This window comes from Desulfonatronum thiosulfatophilum, from assembly GCF_900104215.1.
GTDB classification, from domain to species: Bacteria; Desulfobacterota; Desulfovibrionia; order Desulfovibrionales; family Desulfonatronaceae; genus Desulfonatronum; species Desulfonatronum thiosulfatophilum.
In genome coordinates this window covers 1-25,019 of sequence record NZ_FMXO01000016.1, presented here as the reverse complement: position 1 = coordinate 25,019, position 25,019 = coordinate 1, and the positions used below count along the sequence as shown (strand labels likewise).

General features: G+C 55.0%; 23 protein-coding genes. 12 read left to right on the top strand and 11 right to left on the bottom strand.

The genetic code is table 11. The annotated features are described in order from the left end of the window. Positions 1-303 precede the first annotated feature (303 nt). Both BLP93_RS13320 and sqr read right to left on the bottom strand, forming a co-directional pair. Entirely contained in the window at positions 304-915 is a 612-nt protein-coding gene (locus tag BLP93_RS13320) for a hypothetical protein (RefSeq protein WP_092122698.1), read from the bottom strand. A 10-nt stretch (positions 916-925) separates the two neighbouring features. Beyond that, positions 926-2,185 carry a type III sulfide quinone reductase, selenoprotein subtype gene (gene sqr / locus BLP93_RS13315; protein WP_092122694.1) on the bottom strand — a complete coding sequence of 420 codons (1,260 nt, stop codon included), beginning with the start codon at positions 2,183-2,185 and terminating at the stop codon, positions 926-928. Positions 2,186-2,749: 564 nt separating this feature from the next. Here sqr and BLP93_RS13310 point away from each other — a divergent pair. From BLP93_RS13310 to BLP93_RS13275, 8 genes are all read left to right on the top strand, one after another. Beyond that, positions 2,750-5,311, top strand: a complete 2,562-nt coding sequence (locus BLP93_RS13310) for a molybdopterin-dependent oxidoreductase (RefSeq protein WP_208596653.1) — start codon at positions 2,750-2,752, stop codon at positions 5,309-5,311. A gap of 12 nt (positions 5,312-5,323) precedes the next feature. Then, positions 5,324-6,079 (top strand): 4Fe-4S dicluster domain-containing protein, encoded by a 756-nt coding sequence (locus tag BLP93_RS13305; RefSeq protein ID WP_092122691.1) that lies wholly within the window; start codon positions 5,324-5,326, stop codon positions 6,077-6,079. A 15-nt stretch (positions 6,080-6,094) separates the two neighbouring features. After that, positions 6,095-7,210 carry an NrfD/PsrC family molybdoenzyme membrane anchor subunit gene (gene nrfD, locus BLP93_RS13300; RefSeq protein ID WP_092122688.1) on the top strand — a complete coding sequence of 372 codons (1,116 nt, stop codon included), beginning with the start codon at positions 6,095-6,097 and terminating at the stop codon, positions 7,208-7,210. 272 nt (positions 7,211-7,482) lie between these two features. Then, positions 7,483-8,136 carry a TorD/DmsD family molecular chaperone gene (locus tag BLP93_RS13295; protein WP_161946335.1) on the top strand — a complete coding sequence of 218 codons (654 nt, stop codon included), beginning with the start codon at positions 7,483-7,485 and terminating at the stop codon, positions 8,134-8,136. 43 nt (positions 8,137-8,179) lie between these two features. Beyond that, on the top strand, positions 8,180-9,370 hold the full coding sequence (locus BLP93_RS13290; protein ID WP_092122682.1) for a thioredoxin/cytochrome c biogenesis CcdA family protein: 1,191 nt from the start codon (positions 8,180-8,182) through the stop codon (positions 9,368-9,370). A gap of 52 nt (positions 9,371-9,422) precedes the next feature. Further along, the gene (locus tag BLP93_RS13285; protein WP_092122679.1) at positions 9,423-9,782 is read left to right on the top strand and encodes a hypothetical protein; all 360 of its coding nucleotides are present in this window, start codon (positions 9,423-9,425) and stop codon (positions 9,780-9,782) included. Beyond that, positions 9,779-10,678, top strand: a complete 900-nt coding sequence (locus BLP93_RS13280; protein ID WP_092122676.1) for a substrate-binding domain-containing protein — start codon at positions 9,779-9,781, stop codon at positions 10,676-10,678. Before BLP93_RS13285 ends, BLP93_RS13280 begins: the two co-directional genes overlap by 4 nt. A gap of 78 nt (positions 10,679-10,756) precedes the next feature. Beyond that, positions 10,757-11,215 (top strand): hypothetical protein, encoded by a 459-nt coding sequence (locus BLP93_RS13275; protein WP_139163004.1) that lies wholly within the window; start codon positions 10,757-10,759, stop codon positions 11,213-11,215. A 20-nt stretch (positions 11,216-11,235) separates the two neighbouring features. Here the strand turns inward: BLP93_RS13275 and BLP93_RS13270 are convergent, their stop codons facing one another. Both BLP93_RS13270 and BLP93_RS13265 read right to left on the bottom strand, forming a co-directional pair. Continuing rightward, complete coding sequence (locus BLP93_RS13270; RefSeq protein ID WP_092122670.1) at positions 11,236-12,714, bottom strand: MltF family protein; 1,479 nt, start codon at positions 12,712-12,714, stop codon at positions 11,236-11,238. Positions 12,715-13,041: 327 nt separating this feature from the next. Then, a complete protein-coding gene (locus tag BLP93_RS13265; RefSeq protein WP_092122666.1) occupies positions 13,042-14,649 on the bottom strand; it encodes a long-chain fatty acid--CoA ligase in 1,608 nt (535 codons plus the stop codon). A gap of 415 nt (positions 14,650-15,064) precedes the next feature. Between BLP93_RS13265 and BLP93_RS13260 the strand changes: the two genes are divergently transcribed. After that, positions 15,065-15,529 (top strand): hypothetical protein, encoded by a 465-nt coding sequence (locus BLP93_RS13260; RefSeq protein ID WP_139163003.1) that lies wholly within the window; start codon positions 15,065-15,067, stop codon positions 15,527-15,529. A gap of 33 nt (positions 15,530-15,562) precedes the next feature. Here BLP93_RS13260 and BLP93_RS13255 read toward each other — a convergent pair whose 3' ends face one another. From BLP93_RS13255 to BLP93_RS13240, 4 genes are all read right to left on the bottom strand, one after another. Further along, positions 15,563-16,240, bottom strand: coding sequence for a metal-dependent transcriptional regulator (locus BLP93_RS13255; RefSeq protein WP_092122660.1), 678 nt, complete (start codon positions 16,238-16,240; stop codon positions 15,563-15,565). Positions 16,241-16,416: 176 nt separating this feature from the next. Further along, complete coding sequence (locus BLP93_RS13250; protein ID WP_092122657.1) at positions 16,417-18,408, bottom strand: ferrous iron transporter B; 1,992 nt, start codon at positions 18,406-18,408, stop codon at positions 16,417-16,419. Positions 18,409-18,687: 279 nt separating this feature from the next. Next, the gene (locus BLP93_RS16720) at positions 18,688-18,972 is read right to left on the bottom strand and encodes a virulence RhuM family protein (RefSeq protein ID WP_139163002.1); all 285 of its coding nucleotides are present in this window, start codon (positions 18,970-18,972) and stop codon (positions 18,688-18,690) included. Positions 18,973-19,121: 149 nt separating this feature from the next. Then, the gene (locus BLP93_RS13240) at positions 19,122-19,412 is read right to left on the bottom strand and encodes a DUF1064 domain-containing protein (RefSeq protein ID WP_208596652.1); all 291 of its coding nucleotides are present in this window, start codon (positions 19,410-19,412) and stop codon (positions 19,122-19,124) included. A 621-nt stretch (positions 19,413-20,033) separates the two neighbouring features. On the opposite strand from BLP93_RS13240, the gene BLP93_RS13235 reads away from it, so the two are divergent. The 3 genes from BLP93_RS13235 to BLP93_RS13225 are packed head-to-tail and all read left to right on the top strand — an operon-like array spanning position 20,034 to position 22,573. Beyond that, positions 20,034-21,320, top strand: coding sequence for a DNA cytosine methyltransferase (locus tag BLP93_RS13235; protein WP_208596651.1), 1,287 nt, complete (start codon positions 20,034-20,036; stop codon positions 21,318-21,320). After that, on the top strand, positions 21,245-21,652 hold the full coding sequence (locus BLP93_RS13230; protein ID WP_092122651.1) for a DNA mismatch endonuclease Vsr: 408 nt from the start codon (positions 21,245-21,247) through the stop codon (positions 21,650-21,652). Before BLP93_RS13235 ends, BLP93_RS13230 begins: the two co-directional genes overlap by 76 nt. Then, positions 21,653-22,573 (top strand): HNH endonuclease, encoded by a 921-nt coding sequence (locus BLP93_RS13225; RefSeq protein ID WP_092122648.1) that lies wholly within the window; start codon positions 21,653-21,655, stop codon positions 22,571-22,573. Positions 22,574-22,994: 421 nt separating this feature from the next. Here BLP93_RS13225 and BLP93_RS13220 read toward each other — a convergent pair whose 3' ends face one another. The 3 genes from BLP93_RS13220 to BLP93_RS16715 all read right to left on the bottom strand — a co-directional run. Further along, on the bottom strand, positions 22,995-24,143 hold the full coding sequence (locus tag BLP93_RS13220) for an FRG domain-containing protein (RefSeq protein WP_092122646.1): 1,149 nt from the start codon (positions 24,141-24,143) through the stop codon (positions 22,995-22,997). 99 nt (positions 24,144-24,242) lie between these two features. Next, positions 24,243-24,704: a hypothetical protein gene (locus tag BLP93_RS13215; RefSeq protein ID WP_092122643.1), complete on the bottom strand. Its 462-nt coding sequence runs from the start codon at positions 24,702-24,704 to the stop codon at positions 24,243-24,245. Between the two features lie 66 nt (positions 24,705-24,770). Next, the coding region (locus BLP93_RS16715; RefSeq protein ID WP_244148756.1) for a transposase at positions 24,771-25,019 on the bottom strand (249 nt) is incomplete at its 5' end.

The window sequence follows — 25,019 nt, the reverse complement described above, 5'->3', positions numbered from 1 at the left end:
TATGGTCACCGGATTCATTTGTGAATGTGAACCAGAGAAAGGGAACCACTCGCTTCGCTCAGGACGCCAAGACCGCCAAGGTAAAGATTTTGGAAAGCAGGGAAAAAGCTGCTTTCCAAAAACATTGCCCCACCCTTTCGGGTGGAATCAATATCGCCGATAGGCGGTGAGTCTTTTGGCTTCCGCATCTTTCCAGCGGAAACCAAAATTCCTTCTTGGCGTTTTCCGTGCCTTGAGCGAAGCGGGCGGTTCACATTCAAGGTTTTTTTTCTTCCACCCCAAGCCTTGGCATGACGGCCCCACTCAAGTTCTCAGCAGAATCAGCACCAACAGCCCCACCGGCACAACCCAGGCCGTCACCAGGGCCGGCACGAGATATTTCTGCATCCGGAGCATCTGCCGGGTCTGCTTGATGGTTTCCGGGTCCGCAAGATCCGCGAGCAGGCCGATGATTTCCGGAGCTGATCGCTCCAGCCTGTCCAGGGTGTCCCGGGGCATGCTCTCGTGCATCCTGGCCATGATGTCCACGGACTTGGCGGCGGACTGGAAATACCCTTTCTTCTCCCACTCCGTGGCCCGTTCGATATAGTCCAGCAGCAGGCCGCGGATGGTGTCGTAGGATTCCTTGCCCAGCTCGGCCACGGCTTCCAACTGACGCATGGCATAGTTGATGTTGTGAATGTTCTTCAGAAACAGGATCAGCATCTGCCGCAGTTCCCGTCCGTCCACCTGGACGTTCTCCAGTTCCAGTTCCTCCTGAAGAGAGAACATGGCGGCGTTGCCGACGATGTTCAAATCCTTGGCCAAATCCTGGGCCATTTCATTGCGCCGCATCATCTCCCTGGCCATGGTGGAGATTTCATCCATCTTGCGTTCCAGGGAATTCAACGTTTCCACATGTTGTTCCAGACTCATGGTCCACCTCCTATGCCGTGACCGGGCTGGGCATTTCCTTGCCGGCCATGGTCATGAACGGGGAAACCGGAAGATCCTTGCCCTTGAGCAGGAGATGCCAGTAGGCCCAGCGAAACATCATCTTGCCGTAGTGGTTCATCTTGGTTTCCTTGAGCAGGGTGAAGGGCCCGGCCCCGGGCAGGGGAAACTTTCCGGGCAGCGGTTCCTGGGTGTAATTGAAGTCGATGAGCAGGGCCTTGCCGAATCCGGACTCGATGAAGCAGTTGGAATGGCCGTCGTACTTGGGCAGCGGCTCCAGGCCGTCCAGATGGCGCAGAATGTTCTCGATCAGGATTTCGCTTTCAAAGTGCGCCACGGAGCCGGCCTTGGAGGTGGGTACGTTGGTGGCGTCGCCGATGACGAAGATGTCCTTGAAATTCTTGCTTTGCAGGGTGTGGTTGTCCGTGGGCACCCAGCCCAGGGGGTCGCCCATATCCGAGTCGATGATGAACTGCGCGCCCTTCATGGTCGGGATGGAGACCAGGAGGTCGAATTCTTCCTCTCGCTTGTCGTGGGAAACGATGCGTTTGTTCTCGTTGTCCACATGGCTCAGGGCGAAATCCGGCACGATCTTGATGTTTTTTTCCTCACAGACGTACTTCAGGGTCTGGGAGGCCAAAGGCTTGGTGAATGGCCCGCTGAGCGGCGTGGCGAAGACGATTTCCACCTTGTCCCGCAGTCCCCGCTCATGGAAGTACCAGTCAGCGAGCATCACGAATTCCGGGGGCGCAACCGGGCACTTGACGGGCATCTCGGCCACGTTGAGCACGATCCTGCCACCCCTGAAGGAGCGCATGGCCTGCTGCAGCTTCAGGGCGCCATCCAGGGTGTAGAAGTCGAAGATGGACTTCTGCCAGTTCGGCCCGAGCAGTCCTTCGTTTTCCGTCGGATCGCAACGCGATCCGCTGGCGATGATCAAAAGGTCGTAGTCAATGGTCCCTTTTTTCATGACGACCTTCTTCGCGTCCGGATCCACCTTTTCGATCTTGGAAACGATGAACTTCGCCTCCGAGGGCAGAAAGACGTCCCGGGGCTTAAGCACGTCCTCACGGGACCGGTACATGCTGAAGGGAATGAAGAGCAATCCGGGCTGGTAAACGTGGGTCCTGTCCTCGTCCACGATGGTCACGCTGATCTTGTTCTGGTCGATTTCCGTGCGCAGGTTCTCGCAAAGCCGATTGGCCATCATCGTGCCGCCGGTTCCGGCGCCGAGTATGACGATTTTCCTCATGACATCACCTCTTTTCCAATGTTGACAGTGAATCTTGGAATTGAATCGACAACTGGTCCCCAGACGGCTTGAATCGGCACGTTGATTGTCAGCCCAGGTGAGAGCTCTCAACAAAAATACCTACACTAGTGACAGCAACTATCATGCCCGACTTGCAGGAACATTATGACAACCGCCATGCACCTTATCCGGCTATTCAAGTACTTGATCAGTTTAAAAACGGTTCGTTCAAGTATACATGACAGATGCGCACTGGATCATCTACGGCAAGGTGTACAGTATCGATGCACACTAAGTGGTTTAATTTTTTATATTAATATAATTCGAAGAGTGTCGTGTCTCGATTCAATACACGACAGAGCGATGGGAAACGGCAATAACCGGGAAATTAATGATTTTATTCCATATAAGCACTAACAATTTCAAGATGTTGAAGTATTTTTATGTTAATGGCACGGGAATTGATATTCTAGGATTATGTTCAATTAAGGACCTAACCTTTCGCGATTTTAAATTGGTGAAAGAATATCAAATCTCCCAATTCATGAACTTCAAGGAGGAGCCATGAAGGAACTGGACATTGACGGAATGCAAGGCAAAGGAGGCGTGATCAATCGGCGATCGTTCGTCAAAGGCGCTGCGGCGGCTTGCGCCGGGCTGGCTACAGGCGGCCCCGCACTCCGAGCCCTGGCTCCGGATACAGCTCATGCCAAGGGCGCGTTGGCCGAGGGCAAGTGGGTCAGCAGCTGCTGCGTAGGCTGTACATCCTGGTGCTCAAAACAGGTTTACGTAATCAATGGCAGGGCCGTAAAAATTCGTGGCAATCCTCACTCCAAGACCAACGGCATCAACTCCTGTCCAAGGGCTCATCTGGCTTTGCAGCAGGTCTATGATCCAGACCGGGTCAAGTCGCCCATGAAACGAACCAATCCGAAAAAAGGCCGAAATGAAGACCCGGGGTTCGTGCCCATCTCCTGGGACGAGGCTTTGGACATGCTGGCGGATCGGATCATGGAGCTGCGTGAGAAAGATGAAACCCACAAGTTTATGCTCATGCGCGGTCGGTACACCGAACTGAGGGATCTTTTGTACGACCGTCTGCCTAAGATCATTGGCTCGCCCAACAACATCTCCCATAGCTCCATCTGCGCGGAAGCCGAAAAGATGCGCTACTTCCAGGAGGGGCAGTGGGCCTACATGCAGTACGACATTCCCAACACCCGCTATGTGCTGATTTGGGGCGCTGACCCTCTAGTGGCCAATCGCGGCGTCTCCTCTTACCTGAACAGCTGGGGGCGGGCTTTAGATAATGCTCGGATCGCTTCAGTTGAGCCGCGACTCTCCGGCACGGGCAGCAAGTGTGACGAATGGCTTCCGGTCAAGCCGGGATACGACGGTGCTCTGGCCTCGGCCATGGCTCACACCATCCTGGTGGAGGGGATGTGGCACAAACCGTTTGTCGGTGACTTTTTCGACGGCGAGAACAGGTTCATACCTGGTCATGAGATTAATGAATACACCTTTCTGGAGGAACATACCCACGGCCTGGCAAAATGGTGGAACCTGTATTTGAAGGACGCCAGTCCAGAATGGGCTGAGCCGCTGTGCGGCATTCCGGCGGATCAGATCCGGCGCGTCGCCTTGGGTTTTGCCGCGGCTGCCCCCAACTGCATTTCATGGGTCGGCGGCGGTCCGGCCATGCAACCCCGCGGGACCTACGGGGTCCTGGCGGCCAACGCCCTGAATGGACTTACGGGCGGCTGTGACAATATCGGCGGCGTTCTACGCTACAACTCCCGATCGTATCAGGGGTTTCCTTCTCTGGACGACTATATGGACGACATTGCAAAGGTCGGCGTGAAAAAGGAAAAGATCGACCAGCGTGGTCGTCTGGAGTGGCCCAATCTGGCCAGCGGGAGGTCCGGCGGCGGTGTGAATACAAACAACGTTGCCGACGCCATCATCAATGAGGATCCCAACGAAATCAAAGTTGCCATGGGCTACTTCAATAACTTCAACTTTTCCTGCCCAGGCACCGGTCGTTGGGATCAGGCCATGTCCAAAATCGATTTTTTTGCCCATCTGACTACCCACGCCTCGGAAATGAGTTTCTATGCCGACATTGTCCTGCCGGTGAACCACTGCATGTTCGAGTCTTGGGGGACGCTGGACAACTCCAGCAATGGTTATCGCTCCGTAAGCCTGATGCAGCCTGCCATCGAGCGGCTGTGGGACACCAAGAGCATGGAGACGGAGATTCCCTGGCTGCTTGCTGAAAAACTTGCTCAACGTGGGTTCGACAACCTGTTGCGCTATTATCAGACCATCGTGGACCCGGAAACCGGCAAGTCGCCCGCCAACGATAAAGAATTTGAGCTGTATGCCATCAAGCACCGTATGCAGCATTTCTGGGATCCGGCCCAGTCCAAGGGCGGAGACAAGTTCTCCGGTTGGGAGGAGTTCGTCGAGGTCGGGGTCTGGAACTCCGATCCGTATTCCTACCGGGCTCGCTGGAGCAATATGGGCACCAAGACCGGCAAGTTCGAGTTCTACAGCGAGACCTTGAAAGATGCATTGGAAAGCCACGCCGAAAAACACAATACGACCGTGGATCACGTTATGGAGGTCTGCAACTATCTGGCACGCGGTGATTTGGCATTCATTCCACATTACGAGGAACCCTACGAGTGGGGCGATCCGGTGGAATATCCGTTCAAGTTCGTTGATTACAAGGCCCGCCTGAATCGGGAAGGCCGCAGTTCCAATTGTCCCTGGTATCTGCAGCTCAAGGATCTGGACCCCGGTGACAAGTCCTATGAGGACGTAGCCAAACTGAATCCCATTGACGGCGAGCGTCTGGGCATCAGGACCGGAGACAAGATCCGCCTGACCACGCCCGTCGGCAGCATCGTCTGCACCGCCTCCCTGTGGGAAGGCGCCCAGCCGGGTACAGTAGCGAAGTGCTTTGGTCAGGGCCACTGGGCCTACGGACGCTACGCGGCCAAGGTGTTCGGCAAAGAGGCCTTGGGAGCAAACAATAACGACATTATTCCGGTCGATAACGACCGTTTGAGCGGTTCCACGGCATTTTACGGCCACATCCGATTGAAAGTCGAAAAGGCCTAGGAGGTATATATAATGGCACGATATGCTATGGTTATAGACTTGCAGCAGTGTACGGGGTGCGGAGGATGCATCATCGCCTGTATGAATGAGAACAACCTGCCCGAGGGGGTGCGCTGGTCCGGGAAGAGGACCGAGACCCTGGGTCGTTTCCCCTTTGTGCGGTATCATTATCGTCCAACACTTTGCAATCACTGCGAAAACGCACCATGCGTGCGGGGCTGTCCGACCAGGGCTCTGCACAAGGCCGAGGGCGGGATTACCATGCATGATCCCAGCAAATGCATTGGTTGCCGGTACTGCATGGTCAACTGCCCTTATGGCGTCATCCACTACAACTGGCGCAGGCCGCATGCTGAATGGCGTGATAATACGGCGGTAATTCCCGGCGGTACTTCAACCCCCGCGGAAACAGTACAACGCGTCGGCGCCAAGGGGTGGCCGATTCAGAACCCGGATCCGGATGCCACTTATGCCTCGATTCGGCCCACCGGCGTGGTGGAAAAATGCACCTTCTGCCATCATCGGGTGGTAAACGGCCAGCTCCCCTACTGCGTGGAAGCCTGTCCGGCTAATGCGCGGATTTTCGGCGACCTGGATGATCCTCGGAGCAAGGTCAATCAGCTCCTGGGCATGTTTCGGGCTGAGCAATTACGGGCGGAGCTGGGTACCAGGCCCAAGGTATTTTATATTCGGGAATTCTGTCCATGCGCGTATGAACCCGGCAAGGGCATGGTTCAGGCTGACGACGTCAAACAAGCGCTCGCCTAATCCAGGAGGTGAAGTATGAGTAAGTTATGGTTTGGTCTGCTGGGCGTCGGCCTGCTCTTTGGACTCTTCAGCGCCCTGACGGTGGTTTCTCAGGGGCTGGGAGTGTACAACGCCAATGATGTGACCTTCTGGGTCCTGCCGATGTCCGGTTATCTGTTTTTTGCATTGACGGCCGCCGGGCTGACGTTCCTGTCGTCTCTGCCCTCGGTGTTCGGCATGAAAATGTATTATCCCATTGCCAAGCGCAGCGCCCTGCTCGCCGGAGCAACGCTGCTGGTGGGCGTGATGTGCAAGGCGCTTGACCTTGGGCCGTGGACCACGCTGCTGAATACCATCCATCTAGTCCTGTCTCCCAATCTGGCCTCGCCGATCTGGTGGATGGCCAATCTCTACGCGATCTACATCGCCTTTGTGGCATTCAAGTTCTACACAATCCACAAAGGGCAGTGGCATACCGCCAGCGGCAAAACAGCCGGACTGCTGGCATTGGGGTTGATGCTCATGTCCTACACAGCCTTGAGCATCGTATTCGGCACGGCTGATGCCAGACCGGCTTTTTTTGGCCACTTTACCGCTCTCTATTTCATGGCTTCGGCGATCACCAGCGGTCTGGCCGTCCTCTTTCTGGCTTCCATGGTCCATTTTCAGCTAATCGGGGGAATGCCCAAGGAACAGGAACCAATTTTCCAAAACATCAGCAGGTTTTTCGCAATAATGCTGGCCGTCTCGTTGTTCGTCTTCATTCTGCGGGCCGTCATCGGCTATACCTCGCTGCACGAGGCTTTTGACGGCTTCCGATATATTGCCGGGACCGCATTGTACAAGGGCGAGTTATGGCTGGGATTGATCATTCCTTTGGTGATGTTGCTCATTCCCGCAGTACGGGATTCGACGATCGGTCGGGTACTGGTCTCGATCTTTGTTCTCGCGGGCATGTTTGCCGGCCGTCTGGTAATGCTGCTTTCGGCGCAGATCAGGCCTGTCGGAGCGTTTATTGAAAACAGGCCGGAATTTGTCTCCTACGTTCCGAGCATCTACGAGATCGGGATTATCGTCCTGGCATTGTCTCTCGCCTTGCTCATCTATTCCATTGGGGTCAAATACTGGAAACTTGAAGCTACCCCCGATTAGGCTCCTCCTGGGACGGTCCGCGCCCGGGCATCGGGTCCGGGTGCGGACCGTTTTTTCAGGCTGGATTCCAAGGAGTGACAACCTCAATCGAAATCGAAATCGCTATCGAAATCGACTCGAATCAAATCAAATCAAATCAAAATGTTGTCGTTATGCATAACAAGCCTTTAAAGACCGATTTCGATTACGATTTCGATAGCGATTTCGATGCTGATCCTGGCCGCGGGAATTGAGAGCAAATTGTAGTGGAAATGCTGACACGGAGACCCTTCATGCTTGACTCGAACATTATCGCCCGGATGGAAACCTATAAGGCCTTGGCCTCGTGCTATTTTCCCCCGGACGAACATTTGCCGCATAACGTGGATACTCTGGCGGCTCATGCTCCGGCCTGGGTCCCGGAGGTCCACGCATCGACCCAGACTATGCTGAAGAATCTGCCAAACGACGAACAGGGCCGCGATGCGCTCAAGGTGGAGTACGCCAAGCTGTTTCTTGGCCCCTTTGAAGTCCTGGCACCGCCTTTCGGGTCGGTTTATTTCCATGTGAACAAGATGCTTTCCCACGAAAGCTCTGATGACGCCGCAGCTCGCTACCTGGCGGCCGGCGTGAACAGCGCTCCGGACGGCGGCAATCCTCCGGATCATGTCACCGCGGAACTGGAGTTCATGTACTATCTCCTGTTTCAGGAACATGCCGCTTTTTGTCGGGACGATGCCACGGCTGTCCGTGAATGGCGGGATCGCCGGACGGATTTCTTTCCCATTCACCTGGGAGCCTGGGGACCGCTTTTTGCCGATCGGGTGGTCTCCTTCGCCCAATCACCGTTTTACAAGCATCTCGGGCAGATTACGAAGGCAGTGTTGCGGGCCGAGTTTCGCCTGATTCCTGATACGGTCCAAGCGGAACCGACTACAGCGTGCTGACCGGCATTTGACGGATAAACCGCGAACCTCCAAAGGAGGAGCAATGTCGGGACGAATCCCTTGGAGCGCACTGGCTCTGATGGGCAGCATCTGCCTCCTGGCGTTGGCGACGGTCCATCCCGGGCCCGTCGTCACCGTGGCCAATGCCGCCCTCTCCGATTACCAGCGCATCACGATACAGCCCAAACCGCCGCCCGGCGATATTGTCGTGGGCAATCAGGATCTGCCGGTCCTGGTGAACACCGGCATCGAATCCTGTCCGCCCTGCCAGCGCATGGCTTCGTCCCTCCTGGAACTGCAAACGGAGTACGGCCACGTTTTCCAAACCTATTACTATGACACCCAGAAGGTTCCGGAAGCCCTGACCGTTTTCCAGGCGCTGACCGTGCCGACCCAGATCTTCTATGCCGCGGACGGGACCGAACTGCACCGCAACGAGGGTTTCCTGGCCAAGCACCATATTCTGGAACAGTGGCGTGAACTGGGAATGGTCGTTCAGCCCGCGGAGCGATCGGCATCGGTCTGGGACTGGCTCTCTTTCGAGAACCTGCTATCCTCACTGACCCTGGCGGTACGGGGGGCGGCGCCCACGGCCCTGCTGGCCGCCTTTTTCTGGGGCGTATTGAGCATTGTGCTTAGTCCCTGCCATCTTGCGGGCATCCCTCTGATCGTGGGCTACATCAACGGCCAAAAGGTCGAAACTTCGGGCCGGGCCATTTCACTGTCCCTGCTCTTTGGACTGGGTATCCTGGGCAGCATTGTCATTGTTGGAATTATTTCGGCTTCGGCCGGCAGGTTGCTTGGGGACCTTGGTCCCTTGCCTTACTATATTCTGAGTGGAGTGTTCATTCTCTTTGGATTGAATCTGACTGGGCTAGTGCCCATGGGGTGCCTCGTACCGAACAGATTGCTTCCCAAGGCGCCGGGAAAAAGAGGCGCTTTGGCCCTGGGACTGGTCCTGGGCATCGGCCTGGGCCCGTGCACCTTCGTGTACATGGCGCCCATTCTTGGTTTGACAATGGCCATGGCGGCCACTGACCTGTATTACGGCCTGGTGTTGCTCCTGCTCTTTGCCGTCGGCCATTGCCTGTTCCTGATGCTGGCCAGCATGTCCCCTCGGTTCATTCAGTTCTTTCTGCGCTGGAACGAGCGTTCCCTGAGCGCACCGGTGCTGAAAAAAGTTTGCGGGGCGTTGCTGATTCTGGGCGGGGCTTATCTGGCGTATACAGCGTGATTGGAATCATCAGGCAATACATGACTAAATATTTGAGAAGTTGGGGGTGAATATGGACCAGACTGCCGTTGTACTGCTGGATGATGCGGATGAACTTCGGCAGGTCGAAGCTCTGCTGGCGGTTCACCGCCTGCGGATGCTGCACTGCATCCAGGTCACGGATTTGGAACGTATGCTGGCGTCCAGCGGAAAGTGCCTGATTCTGCTCAATCTCGAAACCGACGGCGTTGACGACTCGCTGTTGCGCCGGATGGGCAGGACTCATCCCCAGGCTCCGATCATCGGAATTTCCAAACGCACCTATCACCCCGAACTGGAACAGGCCCTGCGCTCGAACCTGCGGGCCGTGGTCGCCCGGCCCATTGACGAAGACGAACTGAACCTGTGCCTGCGAGGAGTCATGGACGTATGAGACAAATGCCGTATGCGAAAGGAATGATGGCGGGAGGACAAGCCCGTATTCGAGCTCTGCTGTTCCAGGTGCTGGCATTGACGGCCCTGGCGGTGTTTCTCAGCATTCCTGCCTTGGCTCAGAACAACGACGTTCTCCGGATTTCCGGAGCGACTACGATCCAGCCCATGGTGGAGCAGTTGGCCGAGGAATTCCGTGAACGTAGCGGACAGTCAATTCGGATCGAAGGTGGTGGAAGTCTGACCGGAGCAATGGCCGCTCTGGAAGGTACGGCCCATATCGGGATGGTTTCCCGAGCCTTGTCGGAAGAGGAAAAAGAACGGCTGGAATACGAGACCATCGGCATGGACGTTCTGGTGATCATCGTCAACAGCCGCAATCCCCTGCAGGAAGTGGACAAGCAGACCGTGGTCGACCTGTTCACGGGCCGGATCATGAACTGGAATGACCTGACGTCATGGAATCGCGATGTGGTTTTGGTGAACAAGGAAATGGGGCGCAGCACCCTGGAGCTCTTTGAAGCCTACAGCGGCGTGTATCACCGGGACAATCCGGAGGATGGCCCCAACGGCCGGGTCGCCGCACAGGCCTACGAAATCGCCTCCAACATGGACGGAGCAACCCTGGTTGGCGGGATTCCCGGGGCAGTGGGCTACATGTCCCTGGGCACATCGCTGTATCTGCTGGACAAGGGCATGCCCATCAAGATTCTCGCCCTGGACGGCCATGATCCGATTGCGGGTAACGTGCTCGCCGGCGGTTATCCCATCGTTCGGGAATTGAACCTGGTCTACCTGAAACACAACGAGTCGAAGATAACGCCGTTTCTGGATTTCTGCCGCAGCCCACGCGGACGCGAGGTGGTTCGGGAATTCAAATATCTTTTCGTCGATTAGGGAGCCGGATATATGCGACAAGGCATCATTTCTTTAATGAACGGAAGCAGGCTGAAATTTCTCACTGCGAGGACGGGCATGATTACAATCCTTGTGCAAGCGCTCCTTTTGGCCCTGCTCCTGTCCGGCTGCACCCGGCAGGACAGCGGGGAGCAGGAAAAGCTGAACCAGGAGCAGTTGGCCATGCTGCTGCAATTCGAACGCAAGGTCATCCAGGTCCAGCAGGCCATCAAGAGCGGGATTTTGGCCGATGAATCGGAATATCTCGTCCAGGCAGCCAGGACATCCCTGGAGGTCTTCGACCTGCTGGACCAGATCACGGTTCAATTTCCCGATGCCGCGAATCTGGAGAAGTCCTACCAGGATTTCTATGCCAAACTGCTGACCATCGTCACCCTGTTCTTCGAAAACAGACTCGAACGCGGCCGGGCCACGCTGATGGAGTTGGAGGAAAGCCACGTCTTCATCTACGGCAAACTGCGGGCCATCATGAGCACGGCCACCGGCGACGGCTGCGTGCCCTGTTTTTCGCAGTAGTCGCCGCGGGCGCGGTTGCCTCAAGGATCGAACAGCCGGCGCGACTCCTCGTACTCTTCCGCGGCCTCTGTGATCAGTCGATATGCGTAATGGTACTTGGCGATGTTGCCGACATAGACCACGGTCTCCCGGCCTATCACCTTTGCGGCAGCCAATTCGACATTACCGAACCATCGATTCGGGTCCAGGCCCATTGCCGTGGCGCGTCCTCGGATCTTGACGAGATTCCCCGGCCCCGCGTTGTACCCCGCGAATGCCAACAAAGTCCGGTTCAAATCGTCTATTTCAGGATCGTTGAGATATCGATCCTTCAAATGCCGCAGGTACCTGGCGCCCGCGTGGATGTTGTTTTTCGCGTTGCTGATATCCGGGATCCCAACCACGGGATCCGCGGCGGTCGTGGGCAAAAGCTGCATGATCCCCAATGCCCCCGCGGGACTGCGAGCGCTCTGATCGATGCGTGACTCCTGATAGCCCTGCGCGGCGAGCATCAGCCAGTCGAAGCCGTAACGCTCTCCGTACTTCTGGAACAGGTGGCTGGTATGCTCGAAGCGTCTTTGATCCTCCGTGGCGGAAGGATTCCTGACCCAGGGATTTTGCCGCAAGTAACGCCTCAAGAGCATATTGCCGGCGGCACTTCCTGCTCGGATTTGAGGAACGAACGCATTGACCAGGGCTGCAAGTTCCGGGCTTTCCGTACGCATGGCCCATCCGAGCTCGGCTCCTGCACGGAACGTCAAGTCTTCCCGGACGGTAAGTCCGTCGATCACGTCGGCCCAGAAAGCCGCCTTGTGCGTATCCACAATCGCATAGGGCAGAATCCCCGCCGCGACCATTTCCAGCAGGTCCTCATCCTCCAGGTGTTCATCGACCGCACGCAGGCGGACCGGCTTTTTCCCAAGTTCCTTCAATTCGTGGTTGAAACTCTCTACGCTGGCCCAATAGCTGCTGGAAGGCCGCAGATGGGCGGTCGTTCCCGATAGATCGTCAAGCGTATCCAATGAGGGCGCAGCGGGGCCAAGGACCACGATCTCGTTCACGTTGCGCGCGACGGGGTCGGAAAAGATCATGGTCTCCGATCGTTCAGGGGTGATGGTCAGATTGGCGACAACCAAATCCAGATGGCCTCGGGTCAGCGCGGGCAAAAGCTCATTGCGCGGCAGCGGCACGATCAGCAGGCGCACCTGAAGGGCTTTTGGCGTCTTCAATTCCTTGTTCAAAAACTGTTCAAACTGCAGCAGCGCGTCGTACGCCAGGCCGCGTTGCACAAATCCATCCCAAAAATAATGGGTCCGACTAAAGGCGGTGCCCACGCGAATCAGCCGGCGTTCGCGCATGCCTTCCAGATCGCCCGTCCAAATCACGGGCAGTTCGGAATCCGATGCCGGCAGCGCTGGATCTTGCGCTCCGGCGGGATCGGAAAACATCACGGCAAGGAAGACGATCATTCCGAATGCCGCATGTCGTCGGATGCCGCGCCAAAACAATGGGTGCAACATAACCTCCTCGTTTTAAAGGATCTTAGTCCTCGAGGCCAGGATCTTTTGAAAATAATATGTTAATATTCAGATGCGTTCCGGCTTGTCTCTATTTTTCGGCCTCGCAACTCCTTCGCCGGCTTCGTAACATCGAACCATTGCTCGGATACACATCAACTGGCGCTTCAGGCGTTTGGCAAATGGTTCGATGATCAAATCCCGGCTCAGTCAGACAGGCGATGCCAAAGAATCGAGACAAGCCGGAACAGTTCGAGTTTGTTATGAAAAATGCTGAATAGTTACATTAATATTACCGTCTTTTTCTCGCATCGCACCTCAAATCCGTCTTCAATACATCTCCCGCAGGGCGACCTTGTTGGTCTTGCCCACGCTGGTCTTGACGATGGATTCCACCAGGCGAACCTTGATCAGGACGGCCTCCTTCGGCAGCACGCCTTTATCCACGAAGCACTTGACATGATGGGCTATTCCTTTTTCCGGAAGCGTGACCCCCTGCTTGGGCACGACCAGGGCCAGTGGCGTCTCTCCCCAGCGAAGGTCCGGCTTGCCGATCACCGCGGCTTCGGCCACGTCCGGGTGGCGCAGGATGATGTCCTCCAGTTCCAGCGAGCTGAGCCATTCCCCGCCGACCTTGATCACGTCCTTGGTCCGGTCCGTGATGCGCAGGCTGCCCGAGGCGTCGCGACAGGCCACGTCTCCGGTGTTCATCCAGCCGTCGGCCCACAGCTTTTCCGAGTTACGTTCATCTTTGAGGTAGGACTGGGTCAGCCACGGCGCACGCACTTGCAAGGCTCCGGGCGTTTTGTCGTCGTCAGGAGCTTCCCGCCCGTCGTCGTCGACGCGTCGCAGCCGCACCAGGGGCAGCGGACGGCCGGTGCGGGTGCGCAGGGCGACCTGGCTTTCCTGATCCTGAAGCAGTTCATCAGTGGACAGATGGGTCAACGCCAGAATGGGACAGGATTCAGACATGCCGTAGCCCGAGAAAACGTCCACACCCCGGTCCAAGGCCGCCTTGCAGACGGATTTCGGCAAGGCCGCTCCGCCGATAACCACCTTCCAACCCGACAGGTCGTATTGTTCACACTTGGGGTCTGAAAGCAGCATGTGCAAAATAGTCGGCACGCAGTGGCTGAACGTGACCCTTTCCGTGCTGATCAGCCGGGCCAGGGCCTCGGGAACGTACCTTCCCGGATAAACCTGCTTCACTCCAAGCAGAGTCGCCATATAAGGGATGCCCCAGGCGTGAACGTGGAACATGGGCGTAATGGGCATGTACACGTCCTCGCGGTGAAAGCGGCCCTGGTCGGCGTTGGAACTCAGGGCGGCCAATCCGGCCAGGGTGTGCAGGACCAGTTGCCGGTGGCTGAAGAAGACACCCTTGGGCAGACCCGTCGTGCCGGTGGTGTAAAAGGTGGTGGCGCGGGTATTTTCGTCGAAATCCGGGAAATCGACCACCGGTTCGGCGGCGGCCAGCAGGGCCTCGTATTCCCCGGACAGGGGCAGGGCGGTCTGAGGGGATTCGTTGTTGTCCGTGAGCAGGATATACTCACGCACGGTGTCCAGCCGGCCCTTGATCTGCTCCAGCAGGGGCAGGAAATCGGCGTTGACCAGGACGACGTCGTCCTCGGCATGCCCGATGGTGTAGACCATCTGTTCCGGGGCGAGGCGGATGTTGATGGTATGCAGCACGGCGCCGATCATGGGCACGGCGTAATAGCACTCCAGGTAGCGATGACTGTCGTAGTCCATAACGGCCACGGTGTCCCCGGGCTTCACCCCCCTGGCCAGAAGCATTCCCGCCAAGCGTCGCACGCGCTCGCGGAATTGGGCGTAGGTGAAGCGCAGGGTTTCGGCATAGACGATTTCCTGTTCCGGATGATCCTGGATTGGAGCCTGAAAAAGATTCTTGATCAGCAGTTGATGAATGGAATGCATGAGTGGTCCTTGGATATGGTTTTATCAGACAAGATGGGCGGTGGAGCACGTCCGAAACGATTTCGTTTTTGCGACGTCGCCCCATTTGAGGCCACCAACCGATAAGTAGGTATTTGTCGCCATCGCACGGCACGTTTCATTACCTGCAGCGTCTGGTTAACGCAAACGTGATGTGTTCCAATGACCTCTTTACGTTCAACAGCAGATGCTATTATCAGGGCGGATTGCATCTCTCACAAAGCTTTCAGCATTCGGCGCAAATCTTAGGCCGGCACGGTCCCAACGTGCTGAGCCGGAGGCCGGCGAGAAAGTCAGGAGACTGTTTACGTTGAGGTGCGGCAGAAGTTTTCTGGTGCGATACAGGCGAATTGGGGTTTGTCGTGAGTGGAACAACCGGTCCCAGCGGGGTGTTGTGATGGACATTGAGTCGGACCCCAGATTGATTCGCTCCCTTGGCTGTCTAGCGGGGTTGATGGCCCTGGCATTGTTGCTGCTCTGGCTGGCGTTGCGTCCCGGAGGGCTGCTCAGCGCGGTTTTCGGGCTGGTCTTGCTGCTTGTCGCCGTTGCCTGCTTCACCTACCGCCATGCCGTGCATGTGGACGTGCAAAGCGATTACGTGGAGCAGTACCGCCGGATCCTGTTCCGGGAGCGATACCGGGGATTCCTATTCAGCAGTTTCACTTCCGTGGGGGTGGCGACGGTCCTGGGGGGCGATCTGCGGCCGGTGTACCTGGCCCATGTGCTGGAATTGCGCGGCCGGACAAGACTGGTTCTGCCCGGCATGCACTTTGGACTGGAAACCGCCCGGCATGACGCACGGAAACTGGCCCAACGCCTTGGGCTCCCTCTGGAGCAACGGGTGCGGACGATCTTGTTCTAGAATGGCGAAAATATTTAGAGGCTCTCGACTTCTTTAATTTGTCGGACTCCGGTTGCTTTCTCCCCCCAGCACTTTCCAGACGAAGATGTTCTTGGCGATTTCATCGTCCAGGGCCAGCTCGGTTTGTTCGTACTTGATGCAGAAGGCCGGAGTTCTGCGGTGGACCGTAACCACGACTCCGGGGTTCAGGCCCAAGGAGATGAGCTGTTGCAGGTTGGAGTGACTGCCGGGCTTGATGTAGGTGATGGCGCCTTTTTCGCCGGGCTGCAGTTCGTTCAGTCCGACCACCGTGTTGCTGATGGTTCTCTGTCCGGCATGACAGCATGGGCCTTTGGGTATGGGCTTGCCGTCCGGACAGACCTCCGGGTGACCCAGCAAGGTGCAGATGGATTCCTCCACTTCGGGCAACAGGGCGTGCTCCACCTCGCAGGCGATTTTTTCCATTTCCGAATTCTTGAGCTTCAGGATGCTCTTGAGCAGTACCTCGGCCAAGCGGTGCCGACGCATGATCTTCTCGGCGTGGGCCTTGCCTTCTTGGGAAAACAGGATTTTCCCCTCGCTGGAGACCAGCAGGCCCTGGCGTTCCAGTTCGGCAATATCCTCATCAGAGAAATCCACGCAGCAGTGCTTTCTGACGTCGTCCAGCGCATACTTTCCGTTTTCGCTGGCGCAGAGGACGGCTTCCAGAATTTCTTCATGCTTATGTTCCATGATTCATGATCCTTTGTGAGGGATTGAAGGTGCTGTCCCAGGACAAACAGAGAGATCTTCCGATTCGCGTTCAACAGATGCAAAGGCCAGGGCGCAACCAAAATCGTCGTCTAATGAGATGTCGATGTAGGGATTTGACTCCAATTTGAAGTTGGTTTGCATCATGCCCTGCTGAATTACGTGAAGGTGATTCCGGCCAGACGGGAAATATGGTTCAGCAGACTAGCCAGGAGAATGGCGTAGATCGTGACCGTGGTCAGGATCAAGGCTCCGGCTCGTGCGCCGCGTTCCTTGAACAGGACGATGGTCGCGTTGATGCATGGGGCCAGGAAGGTCATCAGCACGAGATTGACCACGATCTGCAGGTTGGTGAACTGGGGGCTGAGATGTTCCAGTTCGGCCACGCCGCTTTCCCGGCGGATCATGGTCTTGATGAACACCTGGATGCTCTGTTCCGGCAGGCCCATGACCGTGTTGATCACCGGTCCCAGGGCGGCCTCCAGGGCGCTCAGGCCGCCCACGCGCTGGAAGAGAAAAATGAACATCGAGGCCAGGACAAAGACCGGCAGGGCCTCCTTGATGAAAAAATAGGTTTTCCTTGAGGCCATCTTGATGACCGGCCAGGGTTTGGGCAGGCGCATGGTCGGGATTTCCAGGATCAGTTGGGAGCGTTGTCCGGGAATGACCTTGTTCGCCAGCCATCCTGCCAGGAGCAGTTGGGAAAAGATCAGTCCGTAGACCGTGATCGAGGCGGAGACGGGCATCCTGGCCAGGATGACCATCATCACCGCCAACAGCGGGGCGCAGGGCAAACAGAGAAAGACCAGAAACGAGGCGATGTTCTTTTCCTTGGTCGTGCTGAGCACACGGGTGGTCAGGATGGACATGGTCACGCAGGAAAAGCCCATGACCAGAGGGATCACGCCTTTGCCGTTCAGGCCGATCAGGCGAAAGACACGGTCCAGAAGGAGGGAGAGGCGGGCCAGATATCCGGAATCCTGAAGCGCCCCAAAGGCGATGTAAAAGCAGAAGATCACCGGCATGACCAGCCCCAGGGCCAGAAAGACCCCGGTGGGGAAGATGCCGAAGTCCGGGTCGATGAGCATGTCCCGGACCAGAGCGCTGGGAATATATTCGATCAGGGCCGTGAGCAGCGGGATCAGATGGGCCTCGAACAGTTCGTCATGGATCGTGTCCACCAGGAAGGTGGCTCCAAAGGCGCCGATGAAATAGTACAGGAGCACGAGAATTCCCAGGGCGATGGGAATGCCCGTGGACAACTGGGTGCACCAGTCGCCGAAGGAGAGGATGAGCGGGCTCTTGGTGGGCGGTTCGACTTTCTGGACCTGTTCAGCGATCTTGGCAGCCTCGGACTGATAGAGGTTGCTCAGTTCGATGTCCACGGCAATGGGTCTCGCCTGGCGGGTTTTCACGGCCAGCCGGCGGAGCTGGTCGAGCATTCCCGGTCCGTATTTCTCCAATATGTAGCGCTCCACGGCCGGGTCCTCGGTGAGCAGAAGAATTCCCAAGGCACGGGAGGAAAACGTGCCGGAAGGAATTAATTTGTCTACCTCCGCGAGAAACTGATCCACCCGCGGGGAGTACCCCGCCAGGGGCTTCGCTGGCCGGACGTCGTCCAGATTCCTGGCCAGTTCACGAACCCCGATTCCCTCCCGGGCGATGGTGGTCATCACGCGGACGCCCAATTTTTCCGAGAGCTTGTGGTAGTCGATTTCGATGCCCCGGGACGCGGCCTCGTCGACCATGTTCACCACCAGCAACATGGGCAGCCCGTATTCCGCGAACTGCAGGACGATGGCGATGGTCCGCTTGAGGTTCTTGGCGTCGGCCACCAGGACGATGCGCAGGTTTTCGCCGGGAATCTCCGGGGACAGCAGAATGTCTCTGGAAGCTCGTTCATCCTCGTTGGTGGAGAACAGGGAGTGGATGCCCGGAGTGTCCAGAGCCACCCCGTCCCGCCCCTTGAGGTGTCCACGGGGTATGGAGACCGCAATGCCGGGTATTGCTACCTCGGCGCAGGCGGATGCCGTCAACCGTTCGTACAGGCTACTCTTGCCGACCTTCATCGTGCCGATGAACACGTAATGGGGGCTGGCCCCCTTCGCGGCGTCGGCACATCGGGTATCGCATTTATCGCAGGTGGTCATGTTCGTCTCAATTTCGTTGAACCTCGTAGCTCATTCCTGGCCTCACATTTTTCGTCCTCAATTGCCGAGATCCTGCAGCAATTTCCGCGGTAAAAATAACCATGCCTCGTACTAAAAACAGTGCCTTTATCAGTCCGAGGAGCAAGATATTCTGGAAATCCGTGGCAGGTTCACGAGGGAATGACTGATTTTCCTCTTGGCTGGATCCGTGTTCAGGAACACGGACCCGCGGCCGACGCTTTTCACCCGGTAGCCGACGGAGATGATCATATCCAGATTTTAATAATCCAGGCTCCGTTGAACCTTGCGGCTCCCTTCCCGGCGAACCGACAAGAATTTCTTGTGAGTTGCCCCTGGCTCGAGTTCTTTCTCTTCAAAAACATTCTGGATGTGCTGGCTGATAATCTGTTGAGAGGTCTGAAACAGCTTAGCCATGTGCTGCTGGGTCAGCCAGACCGTTTCTCCTTCCAATCGAACATCCAACCGCACCTGTCCGTTCTCGGTTTGATAGACCAGGAGTTGGCCCGAGGAGGGCGCGACTTCCAGTATTGCCTTTAGAGCCATGGTTTATTGTAGGCTTGGGCTGGAAGATTTTAAAAAATCAGGTTGATTCCCCGCAATTGCTTCATAGGTGGATCGTCTTTGTTCACCTCGGGAAGTTGGGCTTTTAGTCGGGCGGCGTTACGCTGAAGCATGTGGTCACGGCTCATTTCTTATTCCGCCCCGGCACGCTTCGCCATACGTTCCACAATATCATGCACCTCTCCCGGCTTCCGGACAACGGCCGCCCTCCAGCGCCCAAAGCCGCCATGCTCATTAACGGCCTGGATCCATTCGTCGAGATAGCGGCGTTTGACCTGGTCCTGCTTCGTTTCCAGGCCCTTGGTCTCCAGCACCAGCATCTCGCCGTTCCGGAGCCGTATCAGGAAGTCGGGACGGTATTTGCGGGCAACTCCCCGGTAGACATAGAGTACTCGAATCCGAGGTGATCGTTCTTGACCCACCTGGAAACGGCGTCAGAACTTTCGAGAAGTCAAAAAATAATTGATCCCTTTTGCATTTGAACCGTTGCAAAAGTTGCAACGGTTTCGCGCCACAATTCGCCGCTTTCAAAAAAATATTCAAAGGCAACTGATTCCGGACTTGTCCACACCGAAAAGCTCTGTCACGTGGCCCAGAGTCAGCCAGATCATTATTTTCGGCCTCGAATGAGGTTTGCCAACCTGCTTTTTTTCTTGTTTTACCTACTGTCTTCTGTCGAGGCAGTTTTTTGCAACAACTCACAAATGCCCAGAATATAACGATTGATTCTTGGCATTAGAGGTGGCGTCAGTTCAGCTAAGGAAATATTAGAACGGCATTTTAAAGGCAAAATGGATATTCTAAGGAGAAAATATCAAATATATTAAGGCATTTTCTATGTTGAATCAAGGGGTTGACTCAGTCCGACCCCGGGAATAGAGAGGTCCTCTAATCACTCTTCTGGGGCATCATCATATTTGACGTTCCATCCTCCTCCGCCGTATGGAATCGAAAACACCAAGAATCCACACTATAAATCTAAAGGATAGTTTTGCTTGGCTCATTGGTTGATGATGAACCGGCATTTTCATTAGGAACCACCAGTGTATCCCATAAGCGATTTTATCGAGCTTGAATCAAACATTCTTCTGGAAGACGAAGAGCAATATGCCGCTCGATGCACCGGCGATTTGCTCGATAATCTCAGGCGTTATCGACTTATCGATCTTTTTTCCGGGGCGGGCGGCATGTCTCTGGGATTTTCCGAGGCTTTCGGGCAGCCGTTCAAGTCCGTATGGGCGAACGACTTCAATCAGTTTTGCGTGGACACCTACAACGAAAACTTCGGCCCGCATTGCGTCGCCGGGGATATCGTCGCCATCCTGGAGGACGGGAAATACGAAGTGCCGGAGGCCGATGTGGTCATCGGCGGGCCGCCTTGCCAGGGATTCAGCCTTCTCAATAAAAATCGAGATGGGGATCCGCGAAAGGAATTGTGGCGCCCCTTCCTGGAGGTAGTAAAGAGGAGCGGAGCAAAAATTTTCGTCATGGAAAACGTTCCGCAACTGCTCAATACTTTTGAGCACGGCGAAATCGTCGGCCTAGCTGAATCGCTGGGATTCAAGGTTTGGCAGGACAAGTTGACCGCAGCCGATTACGGGGTCCCGCAAAACCGCACGAGAGCATTCATTATCGGCTGTAAGTTCGCCGACCCTCGAGTCCTGTTTCCACCCCGCAAAATCTACTTCAATTCGAAGCCCAACGGCAAACAGCTCTCGCTTCCGTTCGACAGGGAGCACTATCTCTCCAAACCGCTCAAGTGGCGGACGGTGCGGGACGCCATAAGTGATCTTCCGCCGCCTGTGGGCACGGAGATCAGAAATGTTTCTCCACCTATTGATCTTCATTTCGGGAGAAATCCCACTGAACTGAGTCGCAAAAGGTACAGGGCCATCCCGCAGGAAGGGATGAACCGCTTCGACCTGCAACGAATCGCACCTGAACTGACCCCGAAGTGCTGGATTAGAAAGAAGAGCGGGGGGACGGATTTGTTTGGCAGGCTCTGGTGGGACAGACCTGCGTTCACGATCCGCACGGAATTTTTCAAGCCGGAAAAGGGCCGTTACCTACATCCGGAACAACACAGACCGATCACCCATCGAGAAGCCGCCCGGTTCCAGAGCTTTCCCGACGAGTTTCGGTTCACTGGATCGAAAATCGAGATCGCCAAGCAAATCGGAAACGCAGTTCCGCCGCTTTTGGCCGCACGAGTGGCGGACGTGGTCAGAATTCTTCTCGACAAACACAATACACAATGGACGTATTCACAAAAGAAAAACGAAGCGGAATCATGTCGCGCATACGCGGCAAAGACACTAAACCTGAGCTGATCGTCCGCTCCCTACTCCATGGATTGGGATACAGGTTCAGACTGCACAGAAAGGATTTGCCGGGAAAGCCGGATATTACGTTACCGAAGTACAAAAAAGTGGTTTTCGTCCACGGATGTTTCTGGCACTCCCACCAGAAATGCCCTCGGGCCAAACGGCCTACGACGAATACGGAATTCTGGCGAGTGAAGCTGGGAAAGAACATTCGAAGAGATCAGGAAAATTCAGAGCGCTTGAAGCAAAAGGGGTGGGACGTTCTTGTTGTGTGGTCGTGCGAAATCAAAGACCTCGATGCCCTTAAGGCGAAGCTCCGGCAATTTCTGGAAAATTGAATGCAAAACATGAATTCGGCAGAACTTTGTAAGCAGCTGAAAGAGCTGTTATCTGATTTCGAGCGGGAGCTTGAATCCGACGGCTTGCGGGCGAAAGTCCTTTCGCTTGTCCCATGCTATCATCAATTGCGGGAATTGGGTAAATCGCTGATCACCTCAACATCGGCCCGAAGCGCTCAAAGCCGTATTCTCTACTATTTCAAAAAATATCCCAGGACCGTGATCAACGGAGATGAACTCCTGGTGGTCTCAGGCATCCAGGAATATGCCCGTAGGGTTCGGGAACTGAAAGTACAGTTCGGATGGTCCATCATCAGCGGTCTAACGGCAAAACAAATGGCGGAGGAAAACGAGTTCCCTCTCCCGGACATCGACCCGGCTTCCATGGGGCCTTCGGATTACATCCTCTTGTCCGTCGAGCAGGACAGGGAAGCTGCGCATCGCTGGAATCTGGCCAATGTAATCCGAAGGGAAAACATTGCCGTCAGAGACAAGATTCTCAAATACTTCAGAGCAAACGTCGGACAAAAAATCACCGGAGAGGAACTGAAATATCTTGCCAAGGACAGGTCGGAATGGGCCAGGAGAGTAAGGGAGCTTCGCACGGAATACGGTTGGCCCATAGTCACGAGAAACACCGGCCGCCCCGATCTCGAGGTCGGCGTCTATCTCCTGGAGGCGAACAGACAAAGCCCTGAACACGACCGCCGCATCCCCGACTCGGTCAAAAGAAACGTTCTTCGCAGAGACGCATACAGATGCGCAGTCTGCAACTGGTCAATTGCCGAATGGAATCGTTCCGATCCCAGACATTTGGAGTTGCATCACAAAAAGCCGCATGCCGTGGGTGGGGAAAACACTGAAAACAACCTGACTACCATATGTACGGTTTGCCATGATGAGATACATCGAGCGAAATGACCCAAGGGAGATTTAACCGATAGCTAAGTAGATTCATTCACTTGGCTATCAGAACGAGTCAAGGGCAGATTTGACCCCATTCTGACCAATGAAAATCCGAAGGGAAAGCATCGCCGCCCGAGACAAGATCCTCAACTATTTCCGGGCAAAATTCGGTCAGAAAATCACCGGTTAGGAGTTGAGATGCCTGGCCAAGGACAGGTCGGAATGAGCCAGGAGAGTGAGAGAACTCAGGAATGAGCCTCCAACCATTCCAGCGAAGAGTATTCTTTCTTCATTTTGTCTAGGCTAAGGGTCAGGTCTTGTCTTTTGATGTATCTCGTTCATTTTTGATGCTCCTGCTGCCGCTGGCATAATGAAGGCAGAGATTCGTGGCAATAGACTGCTGGGAGTAGCCGGCCCGACAGGGCACCAATCGGGTTCAGCGACTGGTTATGCCAGTCTTGACGCAAAGCAACGCTCCGTATTCATACAAATAAGCTTCAAATTCGGAACGTTCATTTTCAGTGTCGGCAACTGCCTTTGCCTCTCTCATATCAACCCTCCAGTCTTTATCACCCGTACAATCGATAATCGATCTGCAAAGAAGGAGCTTCCAGTTTCTACCAAGCGTGTCCATAGATGCATTGATAAGCGTCAAAGCCTTGTCTTGTTCTCCAATACAATTTAGCGACAATGCAGATTTGCATCTTGCCTCTATCCAGTTGGGATTCTTAGTGTAAGCCATTTTGTAATACTCTGCTGCCCACTCGGGGCTGCCATCTCGCCATTGTTCCTCGCCTTTGTCATACAATTCTTCTGAACTGTAATGTTTGATCATCTTGTCGTGGCTGTTTGAGTGTGAAAAACCATATACGTCAGGAAAGAGAGTCTGTTCGGATATGCCATGACTCAGATTAAGTTCATTTAGAATACTTTTTTTTGTCTCGGCAGAAATAACCAATACATTCAGTTCGTCGATAAGTTTATTTGTGTCGTATTTCCAATATAGTCCCCAACCAAAAATGAATACAGATTGTTGTCTCTCGCTCCTTCTGCAAAGATATTCAGGTGTTTTCCAGTACCAAATATAGCGACTAGCATCTTCAAGGGTTGAATCTAAATTTATACGCGACGGGTCATTTATGGGGCGCAGCGGGGAAGAATGCGATCTCATCTGGTGAGGATAGTTAATACAGAAGACTTTTCCATCCGACTCCACGGCGCTTTCATCATGCGGTAGACACGCAAAGTAGAGGGCCACTAGAGGGTCATATGAGAAATCAAGCAGCGGTGTGGCTGCTCCATAATGCTGTAGTGAAGCGAGAATGCTTAAATCAGGTTCGTTCTCCGCAAAGTGCCCGCTGACCTTCGCTTTCCTTACTAACTCGAGCGCATGGTCAACGGAAAGTCTAAACAACAATCCTCCTTCCCCAATTCCCGCAAAAGTTCTTCTAACCTTTCTCATGATTCCAGGTTCAAGAGACCATAATGAACAGCACTGGCCCCTGAATGCAAAGAAACCGCTATTTATGAGGTCATTGCAAATACCTATATATTCAGTGATGTTACTGATTGTCTTGTCACGCATGAGAATTACTCAGTCTGACGAGCACTTGAGATTGTTGAGATTGGGGTCGGACCGAGACAATATGCTGAATTGTCGAGCTATATCTTCCAAAACAGGCTGTTATCTTGCCCTAGAACGCCCATTTTGCCCCCCAAATGGGCCTGGCAAAGCTTCCGAGCTGAAGACCGCTGTTCCAGCAACCGGAAGCACACTATAGAACACAATGCTCCCCGGCCTGTGTTGACACATGGAATCCACGGTTTGCACAGCCTGCAAGGCCTCCTGACGCGGCACATGGGGTTTGAGTTTTTGGAGACGGTCTGCCCGCTTTTCGATCCCATTTCCTCTTGTGCTTTCCATGGTCACGAACAAAGCCGTGGCCAGTTTCTCCAGTTCCTTGATGTTTTTATCGGACAACGAACTGGCGACGTAGTCGATCTGTTCGGCAAAGCGCTTTGATGTCTTGGGATACTGTTCGTGAACCAGTCGGCTTCGCCTGCCGGCCACGATGCTTGGGCCGTAATTCGCGTTTTTGATTTCATAGGAAAAAATAGGTTCTTCGACGTTTGATGTGGAATTCATGATGTTATCAAGATCTGAATCGGAGCCGCGATTAGGTAGTCGAGCCTGAAAAATCCGATATTTTCGTTACAGGATCATCATAGAAGGCTGACGGGTTGTGGTGCCGAAAAACAGCCAAAGCGTAAAAAGGGCAAAAAAGTGTTCGAACTTCCGAATCCACTTCCTGAAATTGAATGCCGCGGCAGCCATGAACAGGTTGATCGCGTCGCCGAGAACCCCTTTCAGGTAGTTTCGGGACAAGCGATGATCCTGTTTCAGGTGACCAATTATCGGCTCTATTCCTGCTCTACGGCGAAAACGCTCACGGGCGATCCG

What these genes read in the sequence shown, in the direction of transcription:
- nrfD (WP_092122688.1), top strand. Translation starts at nt 6,095, where the DNA reads ATGAGTAAGTTATGGTTTGGTCTGCTGGGCGTCGGCCTGCTCTTTGGA.
- BLP93_RS13255 (WP_092122660.1), bottom strand. Translation starts at nt 16,240, where the DNA reads ATGGAACATAAGCATGAAGAAATTCTGGAAGCCGTCCTCTGCGCCAGC.
- BLP93_RS13230 (WP_092122651.1), top strand. Translation starts at nt 21,245, where the DNA reads ATGGACGTATTCACAAAAGAAAAACGAAGCGGAATCATGTCGCGCATA.
- BLP93_RS13295 (WP_161946335.1), top strand. Translation starts at nt 7,483, where the DNA reads ATGCTTGACTCGAACATTATCGCCCGGATGGAAACCTATAAGGCCTTG.
- BLP93_RS13220 (WP_092122646.1), bottom strand. Translation starts at nt 24,143, where the DNA reads ATGCGTGACAAGACAATCAGTAACATCACTGAATATATAGGTATTTGC.
- BLP93_RS13215 (WP_092122643.1), bottom strand. Translation starts at nt 24,704, where the DNA reads ATGAATTCCACATCAAACGTCGAAGAACCTATTTTTTCCTATGAAATC.
- sqr (WP_092122694.1), bottom strand. Translation starts at nt 2,185, where the DNA reads ATGAGGAAAATCGTCATACTCGGCGCCGGAACCGGCGGCACGATGATG.
- BLP93_RS13270 (WP_092122670.1), bottom strand. Translation starts at nt 12,714, where the DNA reads ATGTTGCACCCATTGTTTTGGCGCGGCATCCGACGACATGCGGCATTC.
- BLP93_RS13285 (WP_092122679.1), top strand. Translation starts at nt 9,423, where the DNA reads ATGGACCAGACTGCCGTTGTACTGCTGGATGATGCGGATGAACTTCGG.
- BLP93_RS13225 (WP_092122648.1), top strand. Translation starts at nt 21,653, where the DNA reads ATGCAAAACATGAATTCGGCAGAACTTTGTAAGCAGCTGAAAGAGCTG.
- BLP93_RS13320 (WP_092122698.1), bottom strand. Translation starts at nt 915, where the DNA reads ATGAGTCTGGAACAACATGTGGAAACGTTGAATTCCCTGGAACGCAAG.
- BLP93_RS13280 (WP_092122676.1), top strand. Translation starts at nt 9,779, where the DNA reads ATGAGACAAATGCCGTATGCGAAAGGAATGATGGCGGGAGGACAAGCC.
- BLP93_RS13290 (WP_092122682.1), top strand. Translation starts at nt 8,180, where the DNA reads ATGTCGGGACGAATCCCTTGGAGCGCACTGGCTCTGATGGGCAGCATC.
- BLP93_RS13275 (WP_139163004.1), top strand. Translation starts at nt 10,757, where the DNA reads ATGATTACAATCCTTGTGCAAGCGCTCCTTTTGGCCCTGCTCCTGTCC.
- BLP93_RS13310 (WP_208596653.1), top strand. Translation starts at nt 2,750, where the DNA reads ATGAAGGAACTGGACATTGACGGAATGCAAGGCAAAGGAGGCGTGATC.
- BLP93_RS13250 (WP_092122657.1), bottom strand. Translation starts at nt 18,408, where the DNA reads ATGACCACCTGCGATAAATGCGATACCCGATGTGCCGACGCCGCGAAG.
- BLP93_RS13265 (WP_092122666.1), bottom strand. Translation starts at nt 14,649, where the DNA reads ATGCATTCCATTCATCAACTGCTGATCAAGAATCTTTTTCAGGCTCCA.
- BLP93_RS13260 (WP_139163003.1), top strand. Translation starts at nt 15,065, where the DNA reads ATGGACATTGAGTCGGACCCCAGATTGATTCGCTCCCTTGGCTGTCTA.
- BLP93_RS13305 (WP_092122691.1), top strand. Translation starts at nt 5,324, where the DNA reads ATGGCACGATATGCTATGGTTATAGACTTGCAGCAGTGTACGGGGTGC.
- BLP93_RS16720 (WP_139163002.1), bottom strand. Translation starts at nt 18,972, where the DNA reads ATGGCTCTAAAGGCAATACTGGAAGTCGCGCCCTCCTCGGGCCAACTC.